13 protein-coding genes are annotated in these 15,134 nt (G+C 68.0%); all 13 read right to left on the bottom strand.

All coding sequences use genetic code 11. From position 1 onward, the window contains the following. Positions 1-36: 36 nt before the first annotated feature. Genes ftsA through rsmH form a run of 13 tightly spaced genes read right to left on the bottom strand, consistent with a single transcriptional unit; the run spans position 37 to position 15,133 of the window. Positions 37-1,284, bottom strand: a complete 1,248-nt coding sequence (gene ftsA / locus FM069_RS03630) for a cell division protein FtsA (RefSeq protein ID WP_143486917.1) — start codon at positions 1,282-1,284, stop codon at positions 37-39. Between the two features lie 17 nt (positions 1,285-1,301). Continuing rightward, positions 1,302-2,204 (bottom strand): cell division protein FtsQ/DivIB, encoded by a 903-nt coding sequence (locus FM069_RS03625; protein WP_143486916.1) that lies wholly within the window; start codon positions 2,202-2,204, stop codon positions 1,302-1,304. Positions 2,205-2,209: 5 nt separating this feature from the next. Further along, a complete protein-coding gene (locus FM069_RS03620; RefSeq protein ID WP_143486915.1) occupies positions 2,210-3,157 on the bottom strand; it encodes a D-alanine--D-alanine ligase in 948 nt (315 codons plus the stop codon). Then, positions 3,154-4,581: a UDP-N-acetylmuramate--L-alanine ligase gene (gene murC, locus FM069_RS03615; RefSeq protein WP_218570282.1), complete on the bottom strand. Its 1,428-nt coding sequence runs from the start codon at positions 4,579-4,581 to the stop codon at positions 3,154-3,156. Before murC ends, FM069_RS03620 begins: the two co-directional genes overlap by 4 nt. Before the next feature lie 28 nt (positions 4,582-4,609). Continuing rightward, entirely contained in the window at positions 4,610-5,680 is a 1,071-nt protein-coding gene (gene murG, locus FM069_RS03610) for an undecaprenyldiphospho-muramoylpentapeptide beta-N-acetylglucosaminyltransferase (protein WP_143486913.1), read from the bottom strand. Continuing rightward, entirely contained in the window at positions 5,670-6,902 is a 1,233-nt protein-coding gene (gene ftsW / locus FM069_RS03605) for a putative lipid II flippase FtsW (protein WP_178106654.1), read from the bottom strand. Before ftsW ends, murG begins: the two co-directional genes overlap by 11 nt. Continuing rightward, complete coding sequence (gene murD, locus FM069_RS03600; protein ID WP_143486911.1) at positions 6,902-8,248, bottom strand: UDP-N-acetylmuramoyl-L-alanine--D-glutamate ligase; 1,347 nt, start codon at positions 8,246-8,248, stop codon at positions 6,902-6,904. The genes ftsW and murD overlap by 1 nt, the downstream gene beginning before the upstream one ends. A gap of 12 nt (positions 8,249-8,260) precedes the next feature. Next, positions 8,261-9,343 carry a phospho-N-acetylmuramoyl-pentapeptide-transferase gene (gene mraY, locus FM069_RS03595; RefSeq protein ID WP_143486910.1) on the bottom strand — a complete coding sequence of 361 codons (1,083 nt, stop codon included), beginning with the start codon at positions 9,341-9,343 and terminating at the stop codon, positions 8,261-8,263. After that, complete coding sequence (locus FM069_RS03590) at positions 9,343-10,719, bottom strand: UDP-N-acetylmuramoyl-tripeptide--D-alanyl-D-alanine ligase (protein WP_143486909.1); 1,377 nt, start codon at positions 10,717-10,719, stop codon at positions 9,343-9,345. The genes mraY and FM069_RS03590 overlap by 1 nt, the downstream gene beginning before the upstream one ends. After that, positions 10,712-12,175, bottom strand: coding sequence for a UDP-N-acetylmuramoyl-L-alanyl-D-glutamate--2,6-diaminopimelate ligase (locus tag FM069_RS03585; RefSeq protein ID WP_143486908.1), 1,464 nt, complete (start codon positions 12,173-12,175; stop codon positions 10,712-10,714). Before FM069_RS03585 ends, FM069_RS03590 begins: the two co-directional genes overlap by 8 nt. Continuing rightward, complete coding sequence (locus tag FM069_RS03580) at positions 12,175-13,902, bottom strand: peptidoglycan D,D-transpeptidase FtsI family protein (protein ID WP_143487067.1); 1,728 nt, start codon at positions 13,900-13,902, stop codon at positions 12,175-12,177. Before FM069_RS03580 ends, FM069_RS03585 begins: the two co-directional genes overlap by 1 nt. Then, on the bottom strand, positions 13,902-14,195 hold the full coding sequence (gene ftsL / locus FM069_RS03575) for a cell division protein FtsL (protein WP_143486907.1): 294 nt from the start codon (positions 14,193-14,195) through the stop codon (positions 13,902-13,904). The genes FM069_RS03580 and ftsL overlap by 1 nt, the downstream gene beginning before the upstream one ends. Further along, positions 14,192-15,133, bottom strand: a complete 942-nt coding sequence (gene rsmH / locus FM069_RS03570) for a 16S rRNA (cytosine(1402)-N(4))-methyltransferase RsmH (protein ID WP_143486906.1) — start codon at positions 15,131-15,133, stop codon at positions 14,192-14,194. Before rsmH ends, ftsL begins: the two co-directional genes overlap by 4 nt. Between the last annotated feature and the right edge of the window lies 1 nt (position 15,134).

The following is a 15,134-nucleotide window of genomic DNA, read 5'->3' as shown; positions in this document are numbered from 1 at the left end:
CCTTCCTTCTAGTTGTACGCCTACTGCCACCGCGGATTAAAAATTGCCCTGGACCCAACGCTTGAGCCGTTCCAGAACCGGTGTCTTGGGTTCATCGCTGTAGCTGACGGTGCCGGGTATGCTGACCCCGTCTGCCTGTTTTTGCAGGCCGTAGAGCAGCAGCCCCACGCCCGTGGAATAGATCGGATTGCGCACCACGTCCGCCAGGCCCTTCACCGTATAGGGAATGCCCAGCCGGACCGGCATGTGGAAAATCTCCTCGGCCAGCTCCACCGCGCCTTCCATCTTCGCGGTGCCGCCGGTCATCACGATGCCGGCGGGAATCAGGTCTTCGTAGCCGCTGCGCCGCAGTTCCGCCTGGATCAAGGTGAACAGCTCGTCGTAGCGCGGTTCCACCACCTCGGCCAGGGCCTGGCGCGACAGTTCGCGGGGCGGCCGGTCGCCGACGCTGGGCACCTTGATGGTCTCGCCGGCGCCGGCCAGCTTGGCCAGGGCGCAGGCGTAGCGGATCTTGATCTCCTCGGCATACTGGGTCGGCGTGCGCAGGGCCATGGCGATGTCGTTGGTCACCTGGTCGCCGGCGATCGGAATCACCGCCGTGTGGCGGATCGCCCCTTCGGTGAAGATCGCGATGTCGGTGGTGCCGCCGCCGATGTCCACCAGGCAGACGCCCAGTTCCTTTTCATCGTCGGTGAGCACCGAATAGGCCGACGCCAGTTGCTCGAGAATGATGTCGTCCACCTCCAGGCCGCAGCGGCGCACGCACTTCTCGATGTTCTGCGCGGCGTTCACCGCGCAGGTCACCACGTGAACCTTCGCCTCCAGCCGGACGCCAGACATGCCCAGGGGCTCACGCACGCCTTCCTGGTTGTCGATCACATAGTCCTGGGGCAGCGTGTGCAAGACCCGCTGGTCGGCTGGGATGGCGACCGCCTGGGCGGCGTCCAGTACGCGCTCCAGATCCGCCTGGCTCACCTCGCGGTCGCGGATGGCGACGATGCCGTGGGAATTCAGGCTGCGGATGTGGTTGCCGGCCAGGCCGACGAACGCCGAGTGGATGCGGCAGCCGGCCATCAGCTGGGCTTCTTCGATGGCCCGCTGGATGGATTGCACGGTGGACTCGATGTTCACCACCACGCCTTTCTTCAGACCGCGCGACGGATGGGTGCCGATGCCGACAATTTCCAACTGACCGTCGGCCGCCACTTCGCCCACCAGGGCGACCACCTTGGAGGTCCCGATGTCCAGGCCGACGATCATCTTGCCGCTCTGCACGCTTGCCATGGTTGTTCGCCTATTCCTCAGTTAACTGCACGAGAGGCCGTGGCCAACGCCGTCGGCGCGACAGGTTCGCGCCAGCCCACGGCAAGGCCGTTGGGATAACGCAGGTCGACGCTGGCGATGTTGGCGATCTGCTCTTTGAGCGCCTTGTCGTAAATGGTGATGAAACGCCGCATTTTCTCTACCAAGTGGTCGCGGCCCAGTAATAGTTCGAGGCTCTGACCCGTTCCACCGCCAGCAGTGCCCGACGTCGTCGTAAGAAACCAGCTTCCGCGCTCGCGCAGCTCCAGGCGAGTGAGGGTGAAACCCAGCGGACGCAGCAGCTGGCTCAGCATCTGGTACTGCTGCATGACCTGTTCCTGGGCGCGTTGCGGGCCCCACAACTGCGGCAGATGACCGTAGGGCGACAGCTCCCGCGGCTTGAAGGCCTGGCCCTGGTTGTTCAGCAACGCCTCGTCGCCCCAGCGGGCGATGGGCAGTTGCTCCTCCAGGTGTACCACCACCTGATCCGGCCATACCCGGCGAACCTCGGCGCTGGCGATCCACGGCATCTTCTCCAGTTCCTGGCGCATGGCGCTCAGGTCAACGCTGAAGAAACTGCCGGACGCATAGGGCGCGATGCGCTGCTGCACGGCCTGCTGGCTGATGTAGCCCAGGTCGCCTTCGATGCTGACCCTGGCGATCGGCCGGTCGGCGTAGGGCAGTGCCCGCTGCGCCAGCTCGTAGGTGCCGAACCCGAGCCCGAGCAGCAGGAACGGCCAGCTCAGGCGCTTGATGAAGCCGAAGCTGGGCTTGGGCACGCGTACCCGGGCGGCCAGGGGCTCCTTGGCCACCAGGCGGCTGGCGCCCCGCGGCACGGGCTTGCTGTTGCGCAGCGGGCCGCGGGTGGAAATCGGCGAATGACGAAGGGTGGCGGCATGCATGGCGATCACCTCCGGGCGTCGACGCTGTCGGCGAGAATCGCCAGCGCCAGTTGCTGGAAGTCGAGACCGACGGCGCGGGCGGCCATCGGCACCAGGCTGTGGTCGGTCATCCCGGGGACGGTGTTGACCTCCAGCAGCCAGAACTGGCCGGCACGATCCTGCATCACGTCGACCCGGGCCCAGCCGCGGGTGCCTACCGCCTCGCAGGCGCGGGCGGCGAGCGCCTTCAACTCTGCTTCGCGGGCCTCGTCGAGGCCGCAGGGGATGCGGTACTGGGTATCCGAGGCCAGGTACTTGGCGTCGTAGTCGTAGAACGCGTGGGGGGTGCCGAGGCCGATCACCGGGAGGACCTGGTCACGCAATACGGCGATGGTGAACTCGGGGCCGTCGATCCACTGCTCGACGAGAACCTGGGAATCATAGGTGCCGGCGGCTTGCCAGGCGCTGATCAGGGCATTCACGTCGGCCACTTTGGCCATGCCGATACTGGAACCTTCATGGGCCGGTTTGACGATCAGCGGGAAACCCAGTTCCCTCGCCGCGTCGCGGCAGTCCTCTTCGCTGGCCAGCACCGCGTGGCGCGGGGTGGGCAGGCCGAGGCTCTGCCAGACCTGCTTGGTACGCAGCTTGTCCATGGCCAGGGCCGAGGCCAGGATGCCGCTGCCGGTATAGGGAATGCCGGCGCACTCCAGCAGGCCCTGCATGGAACCGTCCTCGCCGCCGCGGCCATGGAGCACGATAAATGCCCGGTCGATGCGCTCGGCGCCCAGGCGCTGCAGGAAGTCGTCCCCCACGTCGATGCCGATGGCGTCCACGCCGGCGCCCAGCAGCGCGTCGAGGACGGCCTGGCCGGATTTCAGCGAGACCGGACGCTCGGCGCTCTTGCCGCCATAGAGCACGGCGACGCGACCGAAGTCGGCGGGCGCGTGGGTGCTGCCCAGGGAAACGTTCATGGTGCCTTTCCTTCGCCGGCGGCTGCCGACGATCCGTGCGAAAACAACGGGTGTTGGATCAGTTGCGGCGCCAGGGCGCCGATATCGCCGGCCCCCTGGCAGAGCAGGATGTCGCCGGCCCGCAGCAGCGGCTTGACCAGGGGCGCCAGCTCGACGCCGCGCTCGATGTAGATCGGGTCCAGCTGGCCACGCTGGCGAATGCTGTGGCAGAGTTGGCGGCTGTCCGCCCCGGGGATCGGCTCCTCACCGGCCGGGTAGACCTCCATCAGCAGCAGTACGTTGGACTCCCCCAGCACCTGCACGAAGTCCTCGTAGAGGTCACGGGTACGGGTGTAGCGGTGGGGCTGGTAGACCATCACCAGGCGCCGCTCCGGCCAGCCGCCGCGCACCGCCTTGATCACCGCGGCCACTTCCCGCGGGTGGTGGCCGTAGTCGTCCACCAGCATCACGCTGCCGCCGTCCACCGGCAGTTCGCCGTAGACCTGGAAGCGCCGGCCCACGCCCTGGAAGCCGGACAAGCCCTGGACGATGGCTTCGTCGGACACGCCTTCGTCGGTGGCGACGACGATGGTGGCCAAGGCGTTCAGCACGTTGTGCAGGCCAGGCATGTTCACCGACACGTCGAGGGGCTCGCGGTCCTTGCGCAGCACGGTGAAGAAGGTGCGCATGCCGTCCTGGCGAACGTTGATGGCGCGCACGTCGGCATCCTCGGCGAAGCCGTAGGTCATGGTGGGCCGCGCCACCTGGGGCAGGATCTCGCGGACCACCGGGTCATCCACGCAGAGCACGGCGAGGCCGTAGAACGGCAGGTTGTGGAGGAAATCAACGAAGGTCTTCTTCAGCTTGTTGAAGTCGCCCTCGTAGGTGGCCATGTGATCGGCATCGATGTTGGTCACCACCGCCACCAGCGGCTGCAGGTGCAGGAAGCTGGCGTCGCTCTCGTCAGCTTCCGCCACCAAGTAGCGGCTGGTGCCCAGTTGCGCATTGGTACCGGCGGCGTTCAGCCGGCCGCCGATGACGAAGGTGGGGTCCAGCCCGCCCGCGGCGAACACCGAGGCGATGAGGCTGGTGGTGGTGGTCTTGCCATGGGTGCCGGCCACGGCGATGCCGTGGCGGTAGCGCATCAGCTCGGCCAGCATTTCCGCCCGCGGCACCACCGGGATGCGGCGTTCCAAGGCGATGGCCACTTCCGGATTGGCCTTGTTGACGGCGCTGGAAACCACCAGCACGTCGGCGTTCTCGGCGTTCTCGGCGCGGTGGCCGATGAAGATCTGGGCGCCGAAGCGCACCAGGCGTTCGGTCACCGGCGAGGCCTTGAGGTCGGAACCGGACACCTGGTAGCCCAGGTTCAGCAGCACCTCGGCGATGCCGCACATGCCGACGCCACCGATGCCGACGAAGTGGATGCGGCGAATCCGGCGCATTTCCGGGTGCGGGGCGGCCTTCTGCCATTCAACCACGGGCCACCTCCAGGCAGATGTCCACCACGCGGCGGGTGGCATCGGGTTTGGCCAGACGGCGGGCGATGTCGCCCATGGCCATGAGTCGTTCCGGTTGCATCAAAACCTCGGTCAGCTGCGCGGCGAGTCGCTCCGCGTCAGTCGCGTGTTGCGGCAGGAGGAAGGCAGCGCCCTCCTTCGCCAGATAATCGGCATTGCGGCTCTGGTGGTCGTCGATGGCGTGGGGCAGCGGCACCAGCAGCGACGGCAGGCCAGCGGCAGCCAGCTCGCTCACGGTCAGCGCGCCGGAGCGGCAGACCACCAGGTCGGCCCAGGCATAGGCCGCGGCCATGTCGGCGATGAACGGCAGCACCTCGGCGTCCACGCCCAGATCCTGGTAGCGGGTGGCGGTGAGGGCATCATGGCGCTTGCCCGCTTGGTGGCGGACCTCCGGGCGCTCCGGTGCCGGAATGCGCGCCAGGGCCTCGGGCAGCAGCCGGTTCAGAGGCTCGGCGCCGAGGCTGCCGCCCAGCACCAGCAGGCGTGGGCGGCGCCCGTGGAGGGGTTCGCGGTGCGGCGCAGCGAACAGCTCCTCGCGCACCGGGTTGCCGGTGGTGCGGCGCTTGTCGCTGGCGGCGAAAGTGTCCGGGAAGGCCTCGCAGATGCGGCTGGCGAACGGCGCCAGGCTGCGGTTTGCAGTGCCGGCCACGGCATTCTGCTCGTGGATCACCAGGGGCACGCCGTTCAGCTTCGCCGCCAGGCCGCCGGGGCCGGTGACGTAGCCGCCCATGCCCAGCACGCAGGCCGGACGCAGGTCGGCCACTAGGCGACGCGCCTGCAGCAGCGAGCGCAGCAATTGGAACGGCGCCTTCAGCAGTGCCAGCCAGCCTTTGCCGCGTAAGCCGCTGATGGTGATCCGGTGCAGCGGCAGGCCCGCCGCCGGCACCAGCTCGTTCTCGATGCCGCGGGGTGTGCCCAGCCAGTGCACCTGGTAGCCACGGGCCTGGAATTCCCGGGCACAGGCCAGCGCCGGGAACACGTGCCCGCCGGTCCCGCCGGCCATGATCAGGACGTTAGCGGCCATGTTTCACTCTCCCGGCCGCCAGTGGTTCTTCCAGGGCGAAGTCGGATTCCTTGAACTCCACATCCTCGCTGCCCAACTGGGTCCGGCGCTCCCACTCGATGCGCAGCAGCAGGCCCATGCTGACACAGCAGATCACCAGGGAGCTGCCGCCGTAGCTGAGGAACGGCAGGGTCAGGCCCTTGGTGGGCAGCAGGCCGATGTTCACGCCGATGTTGATCAGGAACTGACCGATCCACAGGAAGCTCAGGCCGTAGGCGATGTAGGCGGAGAAATACTGCTTGGCGCGTTCGGCCCACATGCCGATGTACAGCGCCCGCACGCAGACGAAGACGAACAGTGCGACGGTGCCCAGGGCGCCCACCAGGCCCAGTTCCTCGGCCAGCACGGAGAAGACGAAGTCGGTGTGAGCCTCGGGCAGGTAGAACTGCTTCTGTACGCTGTTACCGAGGCCGACGCCCAGCCATTCGCCGCGCCCGAAGGCGATCAGCGCCTGGGTCAGCTGGTAGCCGGAGCCGAACTGGTCGGCCCAGGGATCGGTGAAGGTGGTCAGGCGCGCCATCCGGTACGGCTGTGCCTGGACCAGCACGAACACAGCCCCTACCGCCAGGGCCACCATCAGGCCGAAGCGGAACAGACCGACGCCGCCGAGGAACAGCATGCCCGCGGCGGCGCCCATCATCACCACGGTGGCGCCGAAGTCCGGCTCCAGCAGCAGCAGGCCGGCCATGGGCAGCAGCACGATGAACGGCTTGAAGAAGCCCATCCAGCTCTCCCGCACCTCCTCCTGCCGACGCACCAGGTAGCCGGCCAGGTAGATCACCACGAAGACCTTGGCGATCTCCGAGGGCTGCACGTTGAACATGCCGAAGCCGATCCAGCGCATGGAGCCGTTCACCTCGCGGCCCAACCCCGGCACCAGCACCACCACCAACAATCCGACGGCGCCGATCAGCAGAATCCAGCCCAGGCGCTGCCAGGTCTCCAGAGGAATCATCATCACCGTGCCGCAGGCCACCACGCCGATGGCGAGGTAGATCAGGTGGCGAATCATGAAATACAGCGGCGTGCCGGCGTTGGCGGCCGCCACTTCCGAAGAGGCCGAAGTGATCATCACCAGGCCCAGGCCCAACAGCGCCAGGCAACCGGCCAGCAGCGGGAAGTCCAGGTCGATGCCGCGGTGGCTGAACAGCGGCGAGGGGAATGGGCGCAGGAGGGAAATCATCAGCTCAACCCCTCGGCTGCCCGGGCGAAGACCCGGCCGCGCGCTTCGAAATTCTTGAACATGTCCAGGCTGGCGCAGGCCGGCGAAAGCAGCACGGCGTCACCGGGCTGGGCGAACTCGGCACAGCGGCGCACCGCATCCTCCAGGGAGTCGACCCGCAGCTGCGGCACGCCATCGCCCAGGGCGTTGGCGACCCGCTCGGCATCACGGCCGATCAGCACCACGGCCCGGCAGTAGCGGCCGACCGGCTCGCGCAGCGGCGTGAAATCGGCGCCCTTGCCGTCGCCACCGGCGATCAGCACCAGCTTGCCGTCGATATCGGCGCCCAGTCCCTCGATGGCGGCCAGGGCGGCCCCCACGTTGGTGGCCTTGGAGTCATCGTAAAAATCCACGCCCTCCCACTGGCGAATCCACTGGCAACGATGGGCCAGGCCCCCGAAGCGGCGCAGGGTCTTCAGCATCGGCGCCAGCGGCAACCCGACGGCATGGCCGAGGGCCAGGGCGGCCAGGGCGTTGGCCTGGTTGTGGGCACCGCGGATCTTCAGCTCGCGTACCGGCATCAGCGGCTCGAACTGGTAGGCCAGGTAGCGCTCGCCGCTTTCCTCCAGCAGGCCGAAGCCGTGGAAGTCCGGCTTGCCCAGGCCAAAGGTCCAGCAGGGAATCCCCTCTGCCACCAGCGGCCGGGACAGGGCGTCGTCGCGGTTCACCACGATCTGCCGGGCACCGCGGAAGATCCGGTGCTTGGCCTGGTGGTAGGCCGGCAGCCCGGTGTAACGGTCCATGTGGTCTTCGCTGATGTTGAGCACGGTGGCCACTTCGGCGTCGAGGCGCTCGGTGGTCTCCAGCTGGAAGCTGGACAGCTCCAGCACGTAGAGGTCGACGTCCTCGCCCAGCAGGTCGAGGGCCGGCACGCCCAGGTTGCCGCCCACTGCCACGCGCCGGCCCGCTTCGGCAGCCATCTCGCCCAGCAGGGTGGTAACGGTGCTCTTGGCGTTGGAACCGGTGATGGCGACGATGGGCGCGCGGGCTTCGCGGGCGAACAGCTCGATGTCGCCGGACAGCCGCACACCGCGGCTCGCCGCCTCCTGCAGGGCTGGGGTGGCCAGGGCCAGACCGGGGCTCACCAGCAGTTCGTTGGCGCGGCAGAGGAAGTCCACGTCCAGCTCACCGCAGCGCACTTCGACGTCGGGGAACTGTTCGTGCAAGGTCGCCAGCTCCGGCGGGTTCGCGCGGGTGTCGGCCACGGCGAACGGAATGCCACGGCGCGCCAGGAAGCGCACCAGGGACATGCCGCTCTTGCCGAGGCCGACAACGATGCGGAACTGGTCGGAGGCGATAAGGCTCATGCTCGGCAGTCCTCAGCGCAGCTTCAGGGTGGCCAGGCCGACCAGCACCAGGATCACCGTGATGATCCAGAAGCGCACGATCACGCGGGGCTCGGGCCAGCCCTTGAGTTCGAAATGGTGATGGATGGGCGCCATGCGGAATACGCGGCGCCCGGTCAGCTTGAACGAGGCGACCTGGATCATCACCGACAGGGTTTCCATGACGAACACGCCGCCCATGATGAACAGCACGATCTCCTGGCGGACGATCACCGCGATGGTGCCCAGGGCGGCGCCCAGGGCCAGGGCGCCCACGTCGCCCATGAACACCTGGGCCGGATAGGTGTTGAACCAGAGGAAGCCGAGGCCGGCGCCGATCAGCGCGCCGCAGAACACGATCAGTTCGCCCGCACCCGGCACGTAGGGGATGAACAGGTATTCGGCGAATTTCACGTTGCCCGACAGGTAGCAGAAGATGCCCAGGGCGCCGCCCACCATCACGGTGGGCATGATGGCCAGGCCGTCGAGGCCGTCGGTGAGGTTCACGGCGTTGCTGGAGCCGACGATGACGAAATAGGTCAGCACCACGAAGCCGATGCCCAGGGGGATTTCCACGTCCTTGAGCAGCGGCATGATGAAGGTGGTCTCGATGGGGCTCTGGGCGGTCATATAAAGAAAGAACGCCGCACCCAGGCCGAATACCGATTGCCAGAAATATTTCCAGCGGCTCGGCAGGCCGCGGGAGTTCTTCTCGATCACCTTGCGGTAGTCGTCGACCCAGCCGATGGCACCGAACAGCAGGGTCACGCCCAGCACCACCCAGACATAACGGTTGCTCAGGTCTGCCCACAGCAGGGTGCTGACGGCGATGGCCGACAGGATCAGCGCGCCGCCCATGGTGGGGGTGCCTTTCTTCGACAGGTGCGATTGCGGCCCGTCGTTGCGTACCGCCTGGCCGATCTGGCGCAGTTGCAGAGTGCGGATCATCCACGGCCCCAGCCAGAGCGACAGCACCAGGGCGGTGAGCACGCCGAGAATCCCGCGCAGGGTGAGGTACTGGAAGACCCCGAAGCCCTTGTAGAACTGTTGCAGGTACTCGGCCAGCAGCAGCAGCATTAGTGTGTCTCCCCGTTGGTACCGCACAACGCAGCCACGACGCGTTCCATCGCCGCGCTGCGTGAACCCTTGATGAGAATGGTGGTGTCGATGTCCTGCTCGGCGCGCAGGGCGTCGATCAGGCTGGCCTGGTCGGGGAAATGCCGGGCAGTCGCCCCGCACGTCTCGACGGCATGGGCCATCAGTGGCCCGACGGCGTAGAGCGCATCGACCTTGCCGGCGGCATAGGCGCCGACGTCGCGATGGCCTTGCTCGGCCCATTCGCCCAGCTCGCCGATATCCCCCAGCACCAGGACGGTGCGACCGGGAAGGGCGGCGAGTATATCAATCGCTGCGCAGATGGACGCGGGATTGGCGTTGTAGGTGTCGTCGATCACCCGCTGGCCGTTGCGGGCGAGCCGGCTGGCGGCGCGGCCGGCCACCGGTTGCAGGCTTTCCAGTCCGGCGCCTACGGCGGCAGCCGGGATACCCAGGGCATGAGCGGCGGCTGCGGCGGCCAGGGCGTTGGCGACGTTATGCCGGCCCAGCAGGTTCAGCTGGATCGACTGGCGCCCCTCCGGTCCGGCCAGGACGAAACGGCCACAGCCGCGCGGGTCGTAGTCCAACGCCTCGGCATGGAAATCGGCCGTCGCATCCCCGAGGGAGAAGCTCAGCACCGGCCGCCCCTGGGCCCGGGCTTGCCAGCGTGGGAACGCCGGGTCGTCCCGGTTCAGCACCGCCACGCCATCGGCAGGCAGGCCCTCGATGATCTCGCCCTTGGCCTCGACGATCTTTTCGGGCCCACCGAACTCGCCGACGTGGGCCGACCCGGCGTTGTTGAGGATCGCCACCCGCGGCCGGGTGAGGCCGACGGTGTAGGCGATCTCGCCCAGGCGCGAGGCGCCCAGTTCGATCACCGCGGCCCGATGGGCCGGCGCCAGTTCCAGCAGGGTCAGTGGGACGCCCAGGTCGTTGTTCAGGTTGCCGCGGGTCGCCAGCACGGCGTTCTCACCATGGACCGTGCGGAGAATCGCGGCGAGCATTTCCTTGACGGTGGTCTTGCCGCTGGAACCGGTCACCGCGGCCACGTCGCCGGCGAACGCCTCACGATTCAGCGCCCCGAGCCGGCCCAGGGCCAGGCGGGTATCGGCCACCACCAACTGCGGCAACGGCGCGCCCGGCACTTCGCGCTGTACCAGCGCCGCCACGGCGCCACGGGCAGCCACGTCGGCCAGGTAGTCGTGACCGTCGAAGCGCGGTCCGACCAAGGCCACGAACAACTGACACGGAGCGATACGCCGGCTGTCGGTGGAGACGGCAGCGAACGTGGCGTCGTCCCCCACCAAACGGGCATCCAGGGCGCTCACCAGGCCGGACAGGCGGAGGGCGTCAAGCATGGGCAGGCTCCCAGGTAGCGAGGGCCGCAGCGGCCTGCTCCAAGTCGGAGAACGGCTGGCGGACGCCATGGATCTCCTGGTAGTCCTCGTGGCCCTTGCCGGCCAGCACCACGATGTCGTCGACACCGGCCTGGGCGATCAGGCGGGCGATGGCCTCGCCCCGTCCGGGCACGAACGCGACGGCCTCGGCAGCGGCGAAACCGGGACGGATGTCGTCGAAGATACGCAGCGGGTCTTCGCTGCGCGGGTTGTCATCGGTGACCAGTACGCCGTCGGCCAGGCGCTCGGCGGCGGTCGCCATCAGCGGACGCTTGCCGCGGTCGCGGTCGCCGCCACAGCCGAACAGGCACAGCAGCCGGCCACGGGCATGGGGACGCAGCGCGGTCAGCACCTGCTCCAGCGCGTCCGGCGTGTGGGCGTAGTCCACCACCACCAGCGGCTTGTCGCCGCCGCCCAGCCGTTGCATGCGCCCCAGCGGGCCTTGCAGATGCGGGACTTCCCGGAGGATTTCGTCGAGGGGATAGCCGAGGCCGAGCAGCGCGCCGACCACTGCCAGCAGGTTGCTCAGGTTGAAGCGTCCCAGCAGCGGGCTGCGCAGCAGGCCTTCGCCCTGGGGCGTGACCAGGCGTGCGCGCACGCCGTGGTCGTCGAACTCGGCGTCCCGGGCATGCAGGTAGGCACCGGCGTCCTTCAGGCTGTAGCCGATCAGGCGGGACTCGCCCGGACGGCTGGCCAGCTCGGTACCGAAGGCATCGTCCAGGTTCACCACCCGGCAGCGCAGTCCCGGCCAGTCGAACAGACGGGCCTTGGCCGCGCCGTAGGCGTCCATGGTGCCGTGGTAGTCGAGGTGATCGCGGGACAGGTTGGTGAACACCGCCACGTGGAAGTCCAGGGCTGCCACCCGGCCTTGGTCCAGCCCATGGGAGGAGACTTCCATGGCCACGGCGCGGGCGCCGGCCTTCTTCAGGGTCGCCAGCGTCGCCTGGACCGCCAGGGGGTCGGGAGTCGTGTGCTGGCCGCCCTGCAGGGCATCGTGGAAACCACTGCCGAGGGTGCCGACGATGCCGCAGCGCTCACCCAGCCGATCCAGCGCCTGGGCCAGGAGTTGGCTGACACTGGTCTTGCCATTGGTGCCGGTGACGCCCACCAAGCGCAAGCCCCGGCTCGGCTCACCGTAAAAGCGCCCGGCGATGGCCGACAGTTGCTGGGTCAGTCCCTTGTAGGGGATCAGCGCGGCGGCAGTGGCCGAGATGTCCGGCGCGCCTTCCGCTTCGTAGGCGATGGCGGCGGCGCCGCGAGTCAGGGCGTCGGCGATGTGGGCACGGCCATCCTGGCGCAGACCGGGCACAGCCAGGAACAGGTCACCCGGCCGTACCGTGCGGCTGTCCAGGGTCAGCTCGCGGATCAGCACCGCGCTTTCCGCCTGGGGCAGCAATTGATTCAGCGGCATCGGCATCAGAGCGGCCCCTTTTTAGCGGCGTTCTGCGCGACGGCCTGTTCTTCCGCCTTGAGGTTGTCCGGGGCGATGTTCATCAGGCGCAGCGCGCCGGCCATCACCTTGCCGAACACCGGCGCCGATACCAGGCCACCGAAGTAGCCAGCCTTGCTGGGCTCGTCGATCACCACCACCATGGCGATGCGCGGGTTGCTCATGGGGCCGAAGCCGGCGAACAGGGAGCGATAGGCGTTCTGGGTGTAGCCCACCGCGCCGACGGTGGCCTTGCGCGCGGTCCCGCTCTTGCCGGCCACGTGATAGCCAGGCACCTGGGCGCGGAACACGCCGCGGGGTGCCTCGACCACCTGCTGGAGCATGCCCTGCATGGTCTTGGCGACGTCTTCGCTGATGACCTGGGTGCCATCCGGAACACGGTCGGCACGGGTCATGGTGAGGGGTACGCTGCGGCCGCCGTTGGCGATCACCGAGTAGGCGTGGGCCATTTGCACCGCGGTCACCGACAAGCCGTAGCCGTAGGACAGGGTGGCGGTCTCGGCCTTGCGCCATTCGCGGTAGTTGGGCAGGTTGCCGACCCGCTCGCCGGGGAAACCCAGGCCGGTGTCCTGGCCCAGGCCCACCTGCTGCATCACGTTGTAGATGGACTCGCCGCCGATATCGAAGGCGATCTTGCTCATGCCGACGTTACTGGAATTGATCAGGATCCCGGTGAGGTCGAGGATGCGGCCTTCGGTCTTGGACACGTCCTTGATGGTGTAGCGGCCGATCTGCAGGGAGCCCGGCCAGACCTCCACGGTGTCGCTGGGCTTCCAGCGGCCGCTCGCCAGGGCGGCGCTCATGGAGAACGGCTTCATGGTGGAGCCCGGCTCGAACACGTCGATCATCGCCCGGTTGCGCATGGCCGCCGGCTGCAGGTTGCGGCGGTTGTTGGGGTTGTAGGTGGGCTGGTTGGCCATGGCGAGGATCTCGCCGGTCTTCACGTCCACCATCACCAGACTGCCGGCCTTGGCACCGTTCTCCACCAAGGCGTTGCGCAGTTCCCGGTGCGCCAGGTATTGCAGGCGCAGGTCGATGGACAGCGCCAGGGTCTTGCCCGGCTTGGCGTTCTTGGTCACCTGGACGTCACGGATCAGCTGGCCGCGGCGGTCCTTGAGCACCTGCCGCTTGCCGGGCACGCCCGCCAGCCACTGGTCAAAGGCCAGCTCGACCCCTTCCCGGCCACGGTCGTCGACGTCGGTGAAACCCACTACGTGGGCGGTCACTTCGCCAGCCGGGTAGAAGCGGCGGAACTCCTCGATGGAGTACACCCCGGGCACCTTGTGTTGCAGGACGCTCTGTCCCTGCTCGGGGGTCAGCCCGCGCACCAGGTAGAGGAATTCGCGGTTGCTGTTCTGCTCGATGCGCTCGGCAAAGGCCTTGGGGTCCTGCCCCAGGGCGCGTGCCAGGTCCGACCAGCGCTCGCGGGAGCCGAGCATCTCCTTGGGGTTGGCCCAGAGAGTGACAACCGGCGTACTGACGGCCAGCGGCTCGCCGTTGCGGTCGGTGATCAGGCCACGGTGGGCCGGAATCGGGATGTGGCGCATGCTGCGGGCATCGCCCTGGCCCTGCAGGAAGGTGTGGTCCACCACGTGCAGGTCGACGATGCGCCAGGAAATGGCGCCCACCATCAGGGCCAGCAAGGCCAGCACCAGGCGGAAACGCCAGGGATAAAGAGCGCCTTCGAGCTTCATCATGGCGCGACCATCCGCACTTCGCCCGGCTCCGGCACCCTCAGCTTGAGCTGCTCGGTGGCCAGGGTCTCGATGCGGCTGTGGGCAGTCCAGGTGCTCTGCTCCAGGATCAGCCGGCCCCACTCGGCCTGGGCCTTGTCGCGGATGTTCATCTCGCCGTAGAGGGTATTGAGCAACTGGCGATTCCAGTGGGCGCTGTAGGACACGGCAATGGCAGACAGCAGGACACCGATGAACAGCACCAGCATCAGCAGGCTGCCGGCTGGCAGCGTCTTGGCCGGGTTGCCGGTCATTTCAATTTCTCCGCGACACGCATCACCGCGCTGCGGGAACGGGGATTGGCCTTCACTTCGTCGGCAGAGGCGTAGATCGGCTTGCCCAGCAGTTTCAGGCGTGGCTCGAACGCGGCGGGCCGGATGGGCAGGTCGCGGGGCAGCGTGTCGGCCTCGCCCTTGGCGTGGCGACGCATGAACTGCTTGACGATGCGGTCCTCGAGGGAATGGAAACTGATCACTACCAGCCGTCCGCCCACCGCGAGGCATTCCAGCGCGGCGTCCAGGCCATGGCGCAGATCGCCGAGCTCGTTGTTGACCTTGATCCGCAGGCCCTGGAAGGCGCGGGTCGCCGGATGCTTGCCCTTTTCCCAGGCGGGGTTGGCTTCGCTGAGCACCGCGGCGAGGTCGGCGGTGCGCTGGAAAGGGCGCTCGACGCGGCGCTGCACCACGGCGCGGGCCATGCGCTTGGCGAAGCGCTCTTCCCCATATTCCTTGAAGACCTCGGCGATCTCCTCCTCTCCCGCTTCGGCGATCCAGTGCGCCGCGCTGACACCCCGGCTCGGATCCATGCGCATGTCCAGCGGGCCGTCGTTGAGGAAGCTGAAGCCGCGCTCCGGGTCATCCAGTTGCGGCGAGGACACCCCCAGGTCGAGCAGAACACCCTGGACGGCGCCCTCGAGCTGACGGGCCGAGGCCTCGGCACCCAGCTCGGCGAAGCTGCGCTGCACAATGACGAAGCGGCCGTCAGCGGCCGCCAGTGCTTCTCCCGTCGCGATCGCCTGTGGGTCCTTGTCGAACCCCAGCAGGCGCCCCGCTGGGCCGAGCCGTTCCAGGATCGCCCGGCTGTGTCCGCCGCGGCCGAAGGTGCCGTCCAGGTAACAGCCGTCGGCGCGGACGTCGAGCGCGTCGACGGCCTCGTCCAGCAGCACGGTGATATGGCGAAAGCCGTTGGTCATG

This window comes from Pseudomonas mangiferae, from assembly GCF_007109405.1.
Taxonomy (GTDB): Bacteria; Pseudomonadota; Gammaproteobacteria; order Pseudomonadales; family Pseudomonadaceae; genus Pseudomonas_T; species Pseudomonas_T mangiferae.
The sequence above is the reverse complement of the archived record's forward strand: the minus strand, read 5'-3'. Positions and strand labels throughout refer to the sequence as shown.

Excerpts from the sequence above, each read along its gene's own strand:
- ftsL (WP_143486907.1), bottom strand. The coding sequence starts at position 14,195 with ATGACCGGCAACCCGGCCAAGACGCTGCCAGCCGGCAGCCTGCTGATG.
- FM069_RS03580 (WP_143487067.1), bottom strand. The coding sequence starts at position 13,902 with ATGAAGCTCGAAGGCGCTCTTTATCCCTGGCGTTTCCGCCTGGTGCTG.
- murC (WP_218570282.1), bottom strand. The coding sequence starts at position 4,581 with ATGCGCCGGATTCGCCGCATCCACTTCGTCGGCATCGGTGGCGTCGGC.
- FM069_RS03585 (WP_143486908.1), bottom strand. The coding sequence starts at position 12,175 with ATGCCGATGCCGCTGAATCAATTGCTGCCCCAGGCGGAAAGCGCGGTG.
- ftsW (WP_178106654.1), bottom strand. The coding sequence starts at position 6,902 with ATGATTTCCCTCCTGCGCCCATTCCCCTCGCCGCTGTTCAGCCACCGC.
- murD (WP_143486911.1), bottom strand. The coding sequence starts at position 8,248 with ATGAGCCTTATCGCCTCCGACCAGTTCCGCATCGTTGTCGGCCTCGGC.
- FM069_RS03625 (WP_143486916.1), bottom strand. The coding sequence starts at position 2,204 with ATGCATGCCGCCACCCTTCGTCATTCGCCGATTTCCACCCGCGGCCCG.
- FM069_RS03590 (WP_143486909.1), bottom strand. The coding sequence starts at position 10,719 with ATGCTTGACGCCCTCCGCCTGTCCGGCCTGGTGAGCGCCCTGGATGCC.
- rsmH (WP_143486906.1), bottom strand. The coding sequence starts at position 15,133 with ATGACCAACGGCTTTCGCCATATCACCGTGCTGCTGGACGAGGCCGTC.
- murG (WP_143486913.1), bottom strand. The coding sequence starts at position 5,680 with ATGGCCGCTAACGTCCTGATCATGGCCGGCGGGACCGGCGGGCACGTG.
- ftsA (WP_143486917.1), bottom strand. The coding sequence starts at position 1,284 with ATGGCAAGCGTGCAGAGCGGCAAGATGATCGTCGGCCTGGACATCGGG.
- mraY (WP_143486910.1), bottom strand. The coding sequence starts at position 9,343 with ATGCTGCTGCTGCTGGCCGAGTACCTGCAACAGTTCTACAAGGGCTTC.
- FM069_RS03620 (WP_143486915.1), bottom strand. The coding sequence starts at position 3,157 with ATGAACGTTTCCCTGGGCAGCACCCACGCGCCCGCCGACTTCGGTCGC.